Genomic DNA, 14771 nt, shown 5'->3' on the forward strand with positions numbered 1-14771 from the left:
ACCGGGCCCGGGGTGGGGTTTACCCCCGCCCCGATCCGCCAGCCGCCCTCATCGCCCCGGCCCTTGGGCGCTCCGTAGCGTCGAGGCATGACCAGGGACCGGAACGAATCAGACCTGCCGCGCGAATGGGCCGTGGAACTGCGCGGAGTACACCGGCGCTACGGGCGGGGCCGCACCGCCGTCCACGCGCTGCGCGGCGTCGACCTCACCCTTCCTCCCGGCACCTTCACCGCGGTCATGGGCCCCTCCGGCTCCGGCAAGTCCACCTTCCTGCAGTGCGCGGCCGGTCTGGACCGCCCGACCTCCGGCACGGTCCGCCTCGGCGGCACGGAGATCACCGGCATGAAGGAGAACAAGCTCACCGCCCTGCGCCGGACCCGCCTCGGCTTCGTCTTCCAGGCGTTCAACCTGCTGCCGTCCCTCACGGTCGAGCAGAACGTCGCCCTGCCGATGCGCCTCGCCGGCCACCGCCCCGACCGGCGCCGCACCGCGGAGGTCCTCGCCCAGGTCGGACTGACCGACAAGGCCCGCCGCCGCCCCGGCCACCTCTCCGGCGGCCAGCAGCAGCGCGTCGCCATCGCCCGCGCGCTCGTCACCCGCCCCGACGTGGTCTTCGCCGACGAGCCCACCGGCGCCCTGGACACCACCACGGCCGCCGAGATCCTCGGCCTGCTGCGCCGCGCGGTGGACGAGCAGGGCGCCACCGTCGTCATGGTCACCCACGACCCCACCGCCGCCGCCTGGGCGGACCGCGTGCTGTTCCTGGCCGCCGGTGAGATCGTCGACCACCTGGACCGCGCCACCCCCGAGCGGATCGCGGCCCGGATGACCGCCCTCACCACGGCGCGGCCCTTCGAGGGAGCGGCGGCCTGATGCCCAACGGTCTCGCCCGCGCCGCCCTCCGCTTCCGCCCCTCCGCGTTCGTCGGCACCTTCGTCGCCCTCGCCATGGCCGCCCTCATCGTCTCGGCCTGCGGCATCCTCCTGGAGACCGGCCTGCGGGCGAAGGTCCCGCCCGGCCGCTACGCGAACGCCCCGGTCGTGGCCGCCGCCGACCAACGCGCCCACTACGGCAAGGGCGACAGCGCCGACAGCGAACCGGTCCCGGACCGCGCCCGCCTCGACGCCGCCCTGGTCGCCAAGGCGGCCGGCGCCCCGGGTGCCCGTGCCGCCGTCGCCGACGTCACCTTCCCGGTGACCGAAGCCCGCACCCAGGCCCGCAAGACCCAGGCCCGCAAGACCCAGGCCCGCGACACCCGGGCCCGCACCGCCCACAACTGGTCCTCCACGGCCTTCACCCGCGAACACCTGACGGCGGGCCGCGCCCCGGCCCCCGGCGAAGTCGTCCTGGACCACGCCGGCATCGGCGACCGCGTCACCCTCACGACCCCCACCGGGACCCGGACCTACCGCGTCTCCGGCACCACCGACACCCCCCAGGTCTGGTTCGCCGACGAGGAGGCCCTACGGCTGTCCGGGCACCCCGGCCGCATCGACGCCATCGCCGTCCTGCCCCGGCCCGGCGTCCCCACCGAGACCCTCGCCGCCCAGGTGAGCCGGGCCCTCGGCGGCAAGGCCGAGATCCACACCGGAAGTTCCCGGGGCACCGTGGCGGACCCCGCCCTCGACGAGGGCAAGGAGATCCTCATCGCGCTCGGCGCCTCCTTCGGCGGCACCGCCACCCTGGTCGCCATGTTCACCGCCGCCGGCACGGTCGCCCTCGCCGTCGGGCAGCGCGGCCGCGAGTTCGCCCTGCTGCGCGCCATCGGGACCACCCCCCGCCAGATCCGCCGCACGATCGCCACCGAGGCCCTCCTGGTCGCCCCCGTCGCCGGCGTGGTCGGCTGCCTGCCCGGAGTCGCCCTGGCCGCCTGGTGGTTCGGGCAGCTGCGGGACCGGGGTGCGGTGCCGCGCCCCGTCGACCTCGCCGTCTCCTGGATCCCGCTCGTCGCCGCGGTCGGCGCGGTCCTCCTCACCGCCCTGCTCTCCGGGTACATGGCGGCCCACCGCAGCTCCCGCGTCAAACCCGGCCAGGCCCTCAGCGAGGCGTCCGTGGAGCGGCTGCGCCTCGGCTGGATCCGCACCCCGCTCGGTGTCGCCGCGCTGGCGGGCGGCTGTGTCTGCGCGGGCCTCGCGGCCTCGACGACCGGCGAGGACGCGGCCAACGCCGCGCTCGGCATCGTCATGCTGTTCATGCTGGCCGTGGCCCTGCTCGGCCCGCTCGTCGCCCGCGGCTGCGCGGCCCTGTTCGGCCTCCCGCTGCGCGGCGCCGACGCCCCCGCCGTCCTCGCCGCCGCCAACGCCCGTACGAACTCCCGCCGGTTGGCCTCCGCGATCACCCCGATCGTGCTCGCCATGGCGTTCTCCTCGGTGCTGCTCTTCCTGCACACCAGCGAGGACCACGTCGCCGCGGAGCAGCGGCGCGAGGGGATCACCGCCGACCACATCGTCACCGCCGACGGCCCCGGCCTCGCCCCGGACGCCGTACGACAGGCCGAGCGCGCCCCCGAAGTCACCGCCGCCGTCGGCCTGTTGAAGACCTCCGTGCTCGTCCCGGCCTCCGGCGGCGCGCTCCAGGCGGCCACCGCTCAGGGCGTCACGGGCTCCACGCGCGCTCTGGCGGCCGTACAGGACCTGGACGTGAAGGAGGGCCGGCTCTCCCTGGGCCGGGGCGAGATCGCCGTGGACGCGGGCCTCGCCGGTGACGCGGACGTGCGCCTCGGCGACCGCCTGCCGATCCGGCTGCCCGACGGCACGAAGGCCGAGCCGCGGATCGTGGCGACGTACGGGCGCGGCTTGGGCCTGTCGCAGGTGACGATGGGCCGCGCCGAGCTGGCCGGCCACGTCACCTCCGCCTTCGACACCGAACTGTGGACGAAGGGCGGCACCGGCGCCGGTCTGAAGGACCTCGGCACGGTCCTGGCGCGCGCCGACCACACCAGCGCCCCCTCCATGGACCGCGAGCTCAACTCCTGGGCCAACCACGTCATGGCGGCCGTCCTCGGCGGCTTCGCGGCGGTCGCCGCCGGCAACACCCTGGTGATGACGGTCCTCGACCGGCGCCGCGAACTGGGCACCCTCCGCCTCATCGGCTCCACCCGCGGCCAGGTGCTGCGCATGATCCGCTGGGAGGCCCTGCTGGTCGCCGTCGCGGGCATCGCCCTCGGCACGGCGATCGCGCTCGCCACCCTCGTCCCGATGATGAACGGCCTGACGGGACAGGGCCCCCACATCCCGCCGCTGATGTACGGCTCGCTGGTCGCGGCGGTTCTCGCCCTGGGCCTGGCCGCCGCCGTCCTGCCGGCCCGTGTCGCGCTGCGCGGGGAGACACTGGAGCCGTGACCGACACATCGCGCACGCTGACCCTCACCGAGGTCGAGACCCTCGCCCGCACCGCCCACCAGGGCCAGACCGACAAGGCCGGCCGGCCCTACGCCGAACACCTCCGGGCGGTCGCCGACGGGGTACGCGCCCGGGGCGGCGACACCGAGCAGATCGCGGCCGCCTGGCTGCACGACGCCGTCGAGGACGACGCCCTCTCCGCGCACTGGCTCGAACAGGCCGCGCTGAGCCGTCGTACGAAGGACATCGTGCTCGCCGTCACCAAGCGGGCGGGGGAGCCGCCCGAGGCGTACGCCCGGCGGATCCTCGCCACGCCCGGCGCGCTGCTGGTGAAGGAGGCCGACCTGGCGCACAACGCCGATCCGGCGCGCCTCGCGGTCCTCGACGAGGAGACCCGGAAACGACTGACCGAGAAGTACACGCGGATGCGCGCACTCCTCGGTCTCGGTTCGGGAGCGGTCGGCTAGGCCATGACCTTCTCGCGAGGTTCCGTCTTCTGCCGCTGACGGGCCAGTTCGGCGGCGTCCCGCTGGAACGCCCACTCCATCCTCGGCTCCATCGCGAACCGGAAGACCCGCCGCACCGGCGCGGTGCACAGCGCGGTGACGACGACGGCCGCGACGACGCTGACGGCGATCTCGCCGAGCGGACGGTGCAGCCAGGGGCGGTCGAACCAGCCCTGGTAGTCACCGGCCTTCACCAGGAAGCCGTGCAGCAGGTAGCCGTACAGCGTGCCCGCGCCGAGCGCCGTGAACCACATCGGCCGACGGGGCGTCCAGGCGAAGAAGCAGGCCGTCAGCAGCAGCGAGCAGCCGAACATCGCCAGCACCATGACCGGACCGGCCCACCACGGCGCGCCCAACTCCTGCGCGGCGTCACGGTGGTAGAACCACGCGGTGTTCATGCGCGGCACCGCCCACCAGCCGACCGCGAGCGCGGCGGCGAACACCGGCACCGCCAGGATCCGCATCGCGCGGGTACGCACCCGGTGGAAGTGCTCGGGCTTCATGCACAGGCCCAGCACGAAGTAGGGCAGGAACTGCAGGACCCGCTGGAGGTCGAGGTCGTCACCGATGGACGGGGCGACGGAGGCCAGCATGGCGACGCCGAGCGCGAGGGGGAGGGGCCAGCGGACCGTCTTCAGGATCGGCGTGGCCATCCGCCAGACGAACAGGGCGCACAGGAACCAGGTCAGGTACCAGGGGTCAAGCAGGCTGATGTCCTTGCCGGGGTCGTCCCCGGCCACCCGCTCGAAGACGACGTAGGCGGTCTCGAAGAGGATGTACGGCACCGCGACGCCGGTGATCAGCCGCCGCAGCCGGTCGGGGCGCATGTCGAAGCTGCGGGAGAAGAACCCGGAGATGATGATGAACGCCGGCATGTGGAACGAGTACACGACCGTGTACGCGGCCTCCAGCACGCGGCTGTCGCCCTTGAGCGGTTCCCAGGCGTGACCGACGGCCACCAGCACGATCGCCAGGTACTTGGCGTTGTCGAAGAAGGCGTCGCGCTGCTTGCCGGCGGGCTTGGCCGGCTGTTCGGTCTGCTGTTTGAGGGGCGAGCGCGGACTCGGCACTCCCGTTGCCGACGGCCTTGCAGGGGGGAGCGGCGCTCTGCCGCGTGCGGGGGACGAGGCAGCGTGGAACATCTGAGGCACCCTAGCCTTGACTGTGGGTATTCGTAAAACCTGCGAGGTCGGTCCTGGGTATTCGCTTCGGATGCCCAGGAAATCGCGCGATTGACGCCCCCGGAACGTGACGGTCAACACACCAGGATGGTAAGGATTGTTGCCACGGCAAGCGCCAACTTGGTGGGATTCATCCCGACTAAATAGGGCATAAGACCAGCAGCCGACTCCGGTGGAATGTCCGCTTCCGGCGGCCGTGGCGCCTATTCGAATTCCCTGCGAACAGGTTGTGTGGAGAGCGAAACGATCCTGTTGAATTACTCGTGCGGGCGACAGGCGGACACGCTCTCGAATTGCCGTGCGGAACACGGCGGTTGGCCCGCGCGGCCGGACGGCGCCCCACAGATCGAGCACACCTGTGGTCAACGATGCATCACCTGCCGCATACAGCGGCTTGGTTGGTGGCACGATGGTTCTGGCGGGGGTGCGCGGGGCCGGCATCCCCGGGCCGGGAGCGGACCGACCGAGGGTGTGTGATCAGTTGTGGCCATTTCGCTGTCAGTGGTGCTGCTGTTGGCGATCATCATGGTGGTGTTGATCCGTGGCGGATCCCTCAAGGCCGGACCTGCCGTCGTGGCCGTGCTGTTCGGCTTCTTCCTCGCCTCGACGGGCATGGCCGACGACATCCAGCGCTTCCTCAACTCGATAGCGGAGACCATCAACTCGATCCAGTTCTGACCCCCTTCGGCCCCTGGTACTAGGCTGATCCGTCCGGTCACGGGGGCCGGAGGCGGACAACAGGGGGCGTACGGGGATGGCGCTGCGCGACTCGGACCCGGCGGAAGTGGGCGGGTACCGCATCGAGGACCGCCTGGGCAGCGGCGGCATGGGCGTGGTCTACCTCGCCCGTTCCGCCTCCGGCCGGCGCCTCGCGATCAAGGTCGTGCACGGCCAGTACGCGGACGACGACGAGTTCCGCGCCCGGTTCCGCCGTGAGGTGGCCGCCGCCCGCCAGGTCAGCGGCGCCTTCACCGCCCCCGTCGTGGACGCGGACGCCGACGCGCCGCGCCCCTGGATGGCCACGCTCTACATACCGGGGTCCAACCTCGGCGTGCACATCCAGGACAACGGCCCGCTGCCGCTGCCCCGGCTGCGGGACCTGGCCGCCGGCCTCGCCGAGGCCATTCGCGACATCCACCGCGCCGGAGTGGTCCACCGGGACCTGAAACCGGCCAATGTGATGCTCGCCGACGACGGCCCCCGCGTCATCGACTTCGGCGTCTCCCGCGCCGCCGAGTTCGCCGCCTCCGACGTCCTCACCCAGACCGGCCGCGTGATGGGCACCCCGCCCTTCATGTCCCCGGAACAGTTCTCCTCGCCCCAGGACGTGGGCCCGGCCGCGGACATCTTCTCCCTGGGCGCCGTGGTCGCCTACGCCGCCTCCGGCCGCGGCCCCTTCGACAGCCCGAGCCCGTACGAGACGGCGATCCGCGTGGTCGAGGGCACCCCCGAACTCGACGGCGTCCCCGCCGAGTTGCTCCCCTTCATCCGCCTCTGTCTGGAAAAGGAACCCAAGTCCCGCCCCACGGCCGACGAGTTGCTGCGCCTGCTCGAGGACGGCGACTGGCCGACCGCGGAAGACACGCCGACGGTCGTGGCCGGCACCGGCGGGCCCCGCCGTCGCACCCGCCTGTGGCTGGTCACCGCGGCGGGCACCCTGGCGCTCGCGGCCGCCGTCACCACGACACTCGCCCTCACCCGCGACCCCGCGCCCCCCGGCGACCTCCCGGCCGGCTGGAAGGCCTGGCACGCACGGTCGAAGGACCCGAGCGTCGACAAGGACCCGCTGGGCCCCAGCACCCTCTTCAACCGCTGCGCCGCCACCGGCACGTCCCTCGTCTGCGCGGGCGACGAGATCATGGCGACCCGCTTCGCCCTGGCGGACGGCAAGAACACCTGGGCCCTGCCCATCGACCCGACCGCCGACAACGAGGACTTCAGCAGCAGCAGCTCCGGCGGCGGCACGATCATCGGCACCCGCGAGGGCCGGGTGTACGTCTACGGCGCCGACGACCGGCCCGACGCCGACGCGACCTCGTACCTGACCCGCTACACGGTCCAGGCCCTGGACGCCGAGACCGGCAAGGTGATCTGGAGGACGGTCACCGCCGACAGCGAGGACGGCACGGAACCGAGCAGCGACCAGGGCGCCTCGGCGGCCGTGCCCGAGGGCGTCGTATCCGTGTACGGCAGGACGGGGAGCCAGCTGGCCCTGCTCGACGCGGACAACGGCAGGGTCCGCTGGAAGCGCCCCTTGCCGGACCCGGCGCGGTACCTGTGCCTGCTGCACAGCGTCGGTGACCAGGCCTACCTGCTCAGCGGCAGGTACACCTCCGACGAGATCGAGACCACGAGCGTCTCCCAGCTCGACCCCGCCACCGGCAGACCCCGCTGGACCGTCAAGGTCAAGGGCGACATGAACATCGTCGGCCACCACGACGGCCGCCTGGTGCTGATGAGGACCACCGGCGCCCACCGCACCCTGACCCTGATCAACATCGCCACGCGTGTCATGACGACCGTGAAGCTGTCCGAGGCCCAGCCCGAGGCCGCCACCCCCACCCTCGCCGGCGGCACCCTCTACTTCACCCTCACCAACGGCGGCATCCGCGCGGTCGACCCCGCCACCGGCCGCCAGGCCTGGGCGAGCAACACCGGCGTCGAGCAGTCGGGCCCCCCGACCGTCTCCGGCACCCACCTGTACGTGGCGTCCCCGAGCGGCCGCCTCGCCGCCGTGAACCGCGCCGACGGCGAGGTCGACAGCACCCTCCCGGGCCGCGACGACGGCGCCGTGGAGGGCCCCCCGACCGGCGCCCCCCTCACCCTGGTCGGCGACGCCCTGTACGTCCCCTACGGCCTGCGCTCCGTGTACACGGTGGACGTACGCGACCTGTGACCCCTGTGACCCCTGGAAAACGATCAGGGCCAGACGGAGGAATGAACCTCCGGCCTGGCCCTGAGTCGTACAGAGCGGGCGACGGGAATCGAACCCGCGTAGCTAGTTTGGAAGACTAGGGCTCTACCATTGAGCTACGCCCGCACAGGATGCGCCGCAGGTCAGGTGACCGCGGCACAGAAGGCATCGTAGCGGGTCGGGGCCCCTCACCGCACGCCCCGCAAATGCGGCGGCCCCACTGTCCGCGGGCATGTACCCTACGTGTCGCACCAGACGGGGTGTGGCGCAGCTTGGTAGCGCGTCCGCTTTGGGAGCGGAAGGCCGTGGGTTCAAATCCCGCCACCCCGACCACCTTTCTTGATCGCCTTTTGGGGCGTGTCTCGGCTGCGGTTACTATGCAAGCTGCGCGCCCGTGTGCCTCTCGTCTGATGTAGTCCTGGGCGGCGAACCCGCCGGAGCCGTTCTGGCCCCGGCAATCCAAGAAGTCAGCCACAAGGAGACCGAACCGTGAAGAGCGCCGTGGAGACCCTGAACCCGACTCGGGTTCGGCTCACTGTCGAGGTGCCCTTCGAGGAGCTCAAGGACAGCCTCGACGCGGCGTACAAGAAGATCAACCAGCAGGTCACGGTGAAGGGCTTCCGCAAGGGCAAGATCCCGGCCCGCGTCATCGACCAGCGGTTCGGTCGCGGCGCCGTGCTGGAGGAGGCCGTCAACGACGCGCTTCCGAAGTTCTACACCGAGGCCGTCAACGAGGCCGAGATCGACGTCCTGGGTCAGCCCGAGGTCGACATCACCGAGCTGAAGGACGGCGAGACGCTGAACTTCACCGCCGAGGTCGACATCCGTCCGTCCCTGGAGCTCCCCGAGGACTTCTCCTCCATCGAGGTCGAGGTCGACGCAGTCGAGGTGACCGACGAGGACGTCGAGAAGTCGGTCGAGCAGCTGCGCGAGCGCTTCGCCTCCACCTCCCCGGTCGAGCGTGCCGCCGAGGACGGCGACGTCGTCACCATCGACCTGGAGGCCAAGGTCGACGGCGAGGTGCTGGAGGACGGCATCGCCAGCGGTGTCTCCTACACCATCGGCTCGGGCGAGCTCCTCGACGGCATCGACGACGCCGTGAAGGGCCTGGAGGCCGGGGGCGAGACCACCTTCACCTCCGAGCTCAAGGGCGGCTCCGCGGCCGGCAAGGAGGCCGAGGTCACCGTCAAGGTCACCCAGGTCGCCGCCCGCGAACTGCCCGAGCTGGACGACGAGTTCGCACAGCTCGCCTCCGAGTTCGACACCCTGGAGGAGCTGAGGGCCGACAGCCGCAAGCGCCTCGAGAACATGAAGCAGTACGACCAGGCCACGCAGGCCCAGGAGCGTGTTCTCGAGAAGCTGCTGGAGCTCGTCGAGGTGCCCGTCCCCGAGAAGCTTCTCGAGGACGAGGTCAACACCCGCAAGCACAACCTCGAGCACCACCAGCTCGGCCAGATGGGCCTCGACCTCGAAAAGTACCTCGAGATCCAGGGCAAGACGGTCGAGGAGTTCGACACCGAGACCAAGGACGCCGCGGTCAAGGGCATCAAGACCCAGTTCGTCCTCGACGAGCTGGTCAAGCGCGAGAAGCTGAACGTCAACCAGGAGGAGCTCACCGAGCACCTCATGCGCCGTGCGGCCTCCTCGGGCATGTCCCCCGACCAGTTCGCCCAGGCGGTCGTCGAGGGCGGCCAGGTTCCGCTCCTGGTCGGCGAGGTCGCCCGCGGCAAGGCCCTGGCCGTCGTGGTCGAGGCCGCCACGGTGAAGGACACCAACGGCGAGGTCATCGACCTGGACGACGAGGACGAGGCCGACGAGACCGCCGCGGAGGCCACCGAGGCCGACGCCACCGAGGCGGACGCGAAGACCGAGGGCTGATCACGCCCACGGCGCCGCACAGGCCGTAGAGCGCCTCGTACGGCCCTTGCGCGCCCTTGTACGTCGTAGGAAAGGCCCCCGGGGACATGGTCCCGGGGGCCTTTCCCGCCTACGGCGGCTACGCCCCCGGCGAACACCCCGGGAACCGGGATGGCTCGGCCGGGCCTGCGCGTTAGGGTCCATGAGTACGAGGGCAGGGGAGTCTGACGAAACTGCCCAGCCCCGGCAGGAACACGTGAAGACGGCCCGGCGCCGTCGTAAGACGAGCAGGTGGATACGTGACGAATCTGATGCCTTCAGCCGCCGGCGAGCCTTCCATCGGTGGTGGCCTCGGTGACCAGGTCTACAACCGGCTGCTCAACGAGCGGATCATCTTCCTCGGCCAGCCGGTCGACGACGACATCGCCAACAAGATCACCGCACAGCTGCTGCTCCTTGCCGCCGACCCGGACAAGGACATCTACCTCTACATCAACAGCCCGGGCGGCTCGATCACCGCCGGCATGGCGATCTACGACACCATGCAGTACATCAAGAACGACGTGGTGACGATCGCCATGGGTCTCGCCGCCTCCATGGGGCAGTTCCTGCTCAGCGCGGGCACCCCCGGCAAGCGCTTCGCGCTGCCGAACGCCGAGATCCTGATCCACCAGCCGTCCGCCGGTCTCGCCGGTTCGGCCTCGGACATCAAGATCCACGCCGAGCGGCTGCTGCACACCAAGAAGCGCATGGCCGAGCTCACCTCGCAGCACACGGGTCAGTCGTTCGAGGAGATCACCCGCGCCTCCGACCGCGACCGCTGGTTCGACGCGGAGGAGGCCAAGGAGTACGGCCTCATCGACGAGGTCATCACCACGGCCGCCAACATGCCGGGTGGCGGCGGCACCGGGGCCTGAGCCCCACCGCTGGGCCCGAGAGGGCCCCGCAAGCGCCCCCAGCCGACCGCCTAAGCTCCTAGGAGACAGACAGTGAACGACTTCCCCGGCAGCGGCATGTACGACCGCACGCGCGCCGAGTACACGGGCCCCTCGGCGGAGTCCCGTTATGTCATCCCGCGCTTCGTCGAGCGCACCTCGCAGGGCGTCCGCGAGTACGACCCGTACGCGAAGCTGTTCGAGGAGCGCGTGATCTTCCTCGGCGTGCAGATCGACGACGCCTCCGCCAACGACGTCATGGCGCAGCTGCTGTGCCTGGAGTCGATGGACCCCGACCGGGACATCTCGGTCTACATCAACAGCCCCGGCGGCTCCTTCACGGCGCTGACGGCCATCTACGACACGATGCAGTTCGTGAAGCCGGACGTCCAGACGGTCTGCATGGGCCAGGCGGCCTCCGCCGCGGCCATCCTGCTCGCCGCCGGTACGCCCGGCAAGCGCATGGCGCTGCCGAACGCGCGCGTGCTGATCCACCAGCCCTACAGCGAGACGGGCCGCGGTCAGGTCTCCGACCTGGAGATCGCCGCCAACGAGATCCTGCGGATGCGCGCGCAGCTGGAGGAGATGCTGGCCAAGCACTCCACCACGCCGATCGAGAAGATCCGCGAGGACATCGAGCGCGACAAGATCCTCACGGCCGAGGAGGCGCTCTCCTACGGTCTGATCGACCAGATCATCTCCACTCGGAAGATGAACAACGCGGCCGTCCGCTAGTCGGAGGCTGTATTGTCTGCCGCCCCTTGGCCTGGTTCGTGTGCTTTGACACGCTGCACGTCAAAGTGAACCGCGCCAAGGGGGGCCCGAACGGGGGGCCCGGCAAGGTACCGTCGGAATAAGGCAGCACCAGGAGCCGCTGGACCTAGGCGTCTCCCAGGCGAAGGGGAAGCACACCGTGGCACGCATCGGTGACGGCGGCGATCTGCTCAAGTGCTCGTTCTGCGGCAAGAGCCAGAAGCAGGTCAAGAAGCTCATCGCAGGGCCTGGTGTGTACATCTGCGACGAGTGCATCGATCTCTGCAACGAGATCATCGAGGAAGAGCTCGCGGAGACGAGCGAGGTGCGCTGGGAGGAACTGCCCAAGCCCCGCGAGATCTACGAGTTCCTCGAGGGCTATGTGGTGGGCCAGGAGCAGGCCAAGAAGGCTCTCTCCGTGGCGGTGTACAACCACTACAAGCGCGTCCAGGCCGGCGAGAACGGCGGCGGAAGCGGCCGTGACGACGCAATCGAGTTGGCGAAGTCCAACATCCTCCTGCTGGGCCCGACGGGCTCCGGCAAGACCCTGCTGGCCCAGACTCTGGCCCGCATGCTGAACGTCCCGTTCGCGATCGCCGACGCCACGGCGCTCACGGAGGCGGGGTACGTCGGCGAGGACGTCGAGAACATCCTTCTGAAGCTCATTCAGGCGGCGGACTACGACGTCAAGAAGGCCGAGACGGGCATCATCTACATCGATGAGATCGACAAGGTCGCGAGGAAGAGTGAAAACCCCTCCATCACCCGCGATGTGAGCGGCGAGGGCGTCCAGCAGGCCCTGCTCAAGATCCTCGAGGGCACCACGGCCTCGGTCCCGCCCCAGGGCGGACGCAAGCACCCGCACCAGGAGTTCATCCAGATCGACACGACGAACGTCCTGTTCATCGTGGGCGGTGCCTTCGCGGGCCTGGAGAAGCTCATCGAGTCCCGGGCGGGCGCGAAGGGCATCGGCTTCGGCGCGACGATCCGCTCCAAGCGGGAGCTGGAGGCCAAGGACCAGTTCGAGGACGTCATGCCGGAGGACCTGGTGAAGTTCGGGATGATCCCCGAGTTCATCGGCCGTCTGCCCGTCATCACCTCGGTCCACAACCTCGACCGCGAGGCGCTGCTCCAGATCCTGGTCGAGCCCCGCAACGCGCTGGTCAAGCAGTACCAGCGGCTGTTCGAACTCGACGGCGTGGAGCTGGACTTCGAGCGCGAGGCGCTGGAGGCCATCGCGGACCAGGCCATCCTCCGCCAGACCGGCGCCCGAGGCCTGCGCGCCATCATGGAGGAAGTCCTCCAGGGCGTCATGTACGAGATCCCGTCCCGCAAGGACGTGGCCCGCGTCGTCATCACGGCGGACGTCGTCCACTCCAACGTCAACCCGACCCTGATCCCGCGCGACGCGCGCAACGGCCGGGGACCGGGCGAGGCGAAGACGGCGTAACCGCCGCCGCGCACAAGGACGAACGAAGGGGCCCCGGTCAACCGACCGGGGCCCCTTCGCAGTTCGGAGCGTCAGATCTTGACGCGGACCTCCTTGCGGAGCTTGACCGTGAGCGCGGCCACCTCCGCCGGATCCGACCCCTTGCCGGCCGCGATGTCCGAGAACTCCAGGGGCATCACGAAGCCGATCGTGCTGTGGTCGCCCCAGGCGCAGTACGTCATCTTCATCTCGCTCGGCACACCCGCCGAGGCCTCGGTGTTCTTCATCGTGGCCTCCTGGCACTTCAGGACGGTGCCGTCGAAGCCCTCGGGCGTGTAGGCCTTCGGGTCGCCCTCGAAGGTGACGTCGTTCTCGGACGCGTCCTTCTTCATGGAGTCGAAGAGCGCGTCGACCGTCTTCTCGGGGTCATCGATCTCACCGTAGACACCACCGAAGGACAGCAACTTGCCCGCCAGTGGGTTGTCCGGGTCCTCGCCCGCCTGGTACGACGCGTCGACGTCCTTGGGGTCCTTCACGCCCCATTTCGCGGCGTCCTTCAGGTCCTCCTCGGTCATCGCACCGTCGGAGTTCCCGCCCTCGCTCTTCTTGTACTCGCCGAGAACCTTGGCCGGAGTGGTCAACTTGTGCGGGCCGTCGTCCCCGGCGGCCGAGTCGCTGTCACCCCCACCCAGCACCAGCGCCGCGCCCACCGCGATCGCCGCCACGACCGCCACCGCGCCGATGATGAGGCCGAGCTTCTTCTTGCCGCCGCCGCCACCGCCGGGCACGGGCGGCATCGGGGTCGTGTAGGGCTGCTGTCCGTACTGCTGCTGGCCGTACGGCGGGGTCTGTGGCGGTACGCCGCCCTGCTGGGGGTAGCCGTAGCCCGGCTGCTGGGGCGGGGGAGTCTGCTGGGGGTAGCCGTAGCCGGGCTGGGGGGCCTGCGGCGGCTGCTGGCCGTACGGGCCCTGCTGACCGTACGGTCCGGGCTGCTGGGGCTGCCCGCCGTACGGGCCCGGCTGGTTGTGACTCATTACTGGGGTCCCCTCCAGATGCTTATGTGTTCGGAACATCCTGGCGCAGGCGCAGGCGATGCATTGCATCGGGGGGCGCACCGTTACAGAAGCACTGCGTTTCGAAACGGACCCGTGAGCCCATGGTCGATGCGATCACTGACGCCTTGAGGCAGCTTGACGTTCACCCAGACTCCGACTGGCCGGCAGCGGCACCCTCGGACCGGATAGCGTGAACGGCCCGCCGGAGTATGCGACGAGCCGTCGTGGAGGGTTGTGGCTTAACTGCTGTAGCCCTCGGTGACGCAAGTGCCCAACCTCGTGTCCCCTTCGAAAACAGCTACCTCGTGCTGTATGAGCCGTATGCCGCCAGAGTCGGTCGCGGTCGTCGACCACGAGTTGGAAGTGCCCGAACCGGAATACACGGCGCGCCAGGGCCAGAAATGGGTTGTGCCGTCGTCTCGACGCGTCAACAGCCTGATCCGCACGTGGTGGCCGTCAGCTCTCGTGTCCTTGACGTACAGGTGCACCTCGTCGAGGAAGGTTCGACTGGCCAGATGCTCGCTGCCCCCTCCGTATGCGCCTTGCACTACAGAGAAACCGTCGGGGACGAGGGCGCTGCAATACCGACTCGGCCCGGCCGCTGCGGGAGTTGCCGTGACCAGCAGGCCGAGAACTGCCAAGCCGCTGACGGTGATCAGGTGTCGCTTCACTTGCTGCGCCTCCAGGGTTTATGAGTGGTCGTATCTTTGGGCAGTGATCGAAACTATGCCCTCGTGTGCGACGTGTGCATGCCATTTCGTTTGATGTGTCATGAGTCATACGCCTCGTCAGGTCTCAGG

Annotated in this window: 11 protein-coding genes and 2 tRNA genes; 10 read left to right on the plus strand and 3 right to left on the minus strand. The window is 70.1% G+C overall.

The genetic code is table 11. The features are described 5' to 3' along the window. Positions 1–87: 87 nt before the first annotated feature. Genes ACZ56U_RS16195 through ACZ56U_RS16205 form a run of 3 tightly spaced genes read left to right on the plus strand, consistent with a single transcriptional unit; the run spans position 88 to position 3808 of the window. Entirely contained in the window at positions 88–873 is a 786-nt protein-coding gene (locus ACZ56U_RS16195) for an ABC transporter ATP-binding protein (protein WP_469084646.1), read from the plus strand. Further along, positions 873–3341, plus strand: coding sequence for an ABC transporter permease (locus ACZ56U_RS16200; protein WP_469084647.1), 2469 nt, complete (start codon positions 873–875; stop codon positions 3339–3341). Before ACZ56U_RS16195 ends, ACZ56U_RS16200 begins: the two co-directional genes overlap by 1 nt. Next, positions 3338–3808, plus strand: a complete 471-nt coding sequence (locus ACZ56U_RS16205; RefSeq protein WP_469084648.1) for an HD domain-containing protein — start codon at positions 3338–3340, stop codon at positions 3806–3808. The genes ACZ56U_RS16200 and ACZ56U_RS16205 overlap by 4 nt, the downstream gene beginning before the upstream one ends. Here the strand turns inward: ACZ56U_RS16205 and ACZ56U_RS16210 are convergent. After that, positions 3805–4917 (minus strand): acyltransferase family protein, encoded by a 1113-nt coding sequence (locus tag ACZ56U_RS16210; RefSeq protein ID WP_469084649.1) that lies wholly within the window; start codon positions 4915–4917, stop codon positions 3805–3807. The two genes, ACZ56U_RS16205 and ACZ56U_RS16210, sit on opposite strands and share 4 nt — an antisense overlap. Positions 4918–5511: 594 nt before the next feature. On the opposite strand from ACZ56U_RS16210, the gene ACZ56U_RS16215 reads away from it, so the two are divergent. Next, positions 5512–5706: a hypothetical protein gene (locus ACZ56U_RS16215; protein WP_059191782.1), complete on the plus strand. Its 195-nt coding sequence runs from the start codon at positions 5512–5514 to the stop codon at positions 5704–5706. 76 nt (positions 5707–5782) lie between these two features. Further along, the gene (locus tag ACZ56U_RS16220; RefSeq protein WP_469084650.1) at positions 5783–7924 is read left to right on the plus strand and encodes a serine/threonine-protein kinase; all 2142 of its coding nucleotides are present in this window, start codon (positions 5783–5785) and stop codon (positions 7922–7924) included. Between the two features lie 73 nt (positions 7925–7997). On the opposite strand, the gene ACZ56U_RS16225 is transcribed toward ACZ56U_RS16220, so the two are convergent. Then, positions 7998–8068, minus strand: a tRNA-Gly gene (locus ACZ56U_RS16225). Between the two features lie 130 nt (positions 8069–8198). Between ACZ56U_RS16225 and ACZ56U_RS16230 the strand changes: the two genes are divergently transcribed. The 5 genes from ACZ56U_RS16230 to clpX all read left to right on the plus strand — a co-directional run bounded on the left by ACZ56U_RS16230 (position 8199) and on the right by clpX (position 12937). Next, positions 8199–8275, plus strand: a tRNA-Pro gene (locus ACZ56U_RS16230). Positions 8276–8431: 156 nt separating this feature from the next. Further along, a complete protein-coding gene (gene tig, locus ACZ56U_RS16235; RefSeq protein WP_469084651.1) occupies positions 8432–9820 on the plus strand; it encodes a trigger factor in 1389 nt (462 codons plus the stop codon). A 290-nt stretch (positions 9821–10110) separates the two neighbouring features. Next, positions 10111–10716 (plus strand): ATP-dependent Clp protease proteolytic subunit, encoded by a 606-nt coding sequence (locus tag ACZ56U_RS16240; protein WP_059192220.1) that lies wholly within the window; start codon positions 10111–10113, stop codon positions 10714–10716. A 72-nt stretch (positions 10717–10788) separates the two neighbouring features. After that, positions 10789–11469: an ATP-dependent Clp protease proteolytic subunit gene (locus ACZ56U_RS16245; protein WP_469084652.1), complete on the plus strand. Its 681-nt coding sequence runs from the start codon at positions 10789–10791 to the stop codon at positions 11467–11469. A gap of 178 nt (positions 11470–11647) precedes the next feature. Continuing rightward, complete coding sequence (clpX, locus tag ACZ56U_RS16250; RefSeq protein WP_307030666.1) at positions 11648–12937, plus strand: ATP-dependent Clp protease ATP-binding subunit ClpX; 1290 nt, start codon at positions 11648–11650, stop codon at positions 12935–12937. Positions 12938–13008: 71 nt separating this feature from the next. On the opposite strand, the gene ACZ56U_RS16255 is transcribed toward clpX, so the two are convergent. Then, positions 13009–13950, minus strand: coding sequence for a hypothetical protein (locus tag ACZ56U_RS16255; RefSeq protein WP_469084653.1), 942 nt, complete (start codon positions 13948–13950; stop codon positions 13009–13011). Positions 13951–14771 lie beyond the last annotated feature (821 nt).

The organism is Streptomyces sp. NPDC034103 (assembly GCF_055575395.1).